This window comes from Vibrio sp. 2132-1, assembly GCF_033344315.1.
Window position 1 is genome coordinate 1 of sequence record NZ_JAWPON010000206.1, and the last position, 828, is coordinate 828.

Annotated in this window: 2 pseudogenes; one reads left to right on the top strand and one right to left on the bottom strand. The window is 45.4% G+C overall.

The annotated features are described in order from the left end of the window. A pseudogene (locus R8N47_RS24445) lies at positions 1 to 395 on the top strand (nucleotidyltransferase domain-containing protein); the annotation flags it as partial. Here R8N47_RS24445 and R8N47_RS24450 read toward each other — a convergent pair. Beyond that, positions 392 to 828 (bottom strand): annotated as a pseudogene (locus R8N47_RS24450) (DNA polymerase II); the annotation flags it as partial. The pseudogenes R8N47_RS24445 and R8N47_RS24450 sit on opposite strands and share 4 nt — an antisense overlap.

Below are 828 nucleotides of genomic sequence, written 5' to 3' on the forward strand. Positions count from 1 at the left end.
ACTTGGCTGATTGTTTTGGCGATTATGTGCCGAGTTGGGAAATTGCTAAGCACTGGAATATGGATGTTGAAGAATGGCTAGCGGTGTATCGAGCTAAGATTGTTCAGGCGACAAGCCTTGAGGAGCAAGTTCGTGCGCAGGTAGTCATCGCTAAAAAGTTATTAAGAGCTTCTTACTCTTTGGTGATGTATCGCGATAAGCGCTGGTTTGATGATCCAATAGAATGTGGTGAAGTGTTTTTGCAATATCATCCCGAGAAAAAACTGGAGATTGACCGCCTCTGCATATTGTTATCTGGAAGGCCAATTCCCAAGCGTTCGGTCATTGGCCTAATTGATGCTTTCGGTGGCTGGCTCGTGAAGCAGTACCAAAAGACTGAGTTTCGTATTGGTTAGAACAGTCCCATTTGTGGTGCTGAGAGGGTTTCAAAGTCTGTGCCGATAAATGGCAGAATCGCATCTGCAACAGGCTTTAGCTGTTTGTCGATGTAGTGCTGGTAGTCGATAGGACTGTTACGGTATTCATGAGGCTCAGGGCCATTTAGGGTAATCAAATACTCTATGCGCCCACGATTTTGATACTGTAAAGGTCGACCAAGCTTGGCATTAATGTCGTCGGCTAAACGTGCTGCACGCACTTGAGGTGGAATGTTTTTTTGGTACTCATGCAGCTTTCGGCGTAGTCGCTTTTGATAAACCAATTGGTCATCAAACTCCCCATTATTGGTTTTTTCTACTACTTCACGCACATAGTCACTCGGGTCTTCGCCGTGAAATACCATTCGATAGAGCGTGTTTTGGAATTTTTGCGCTAATGGCGTCCAGTCGG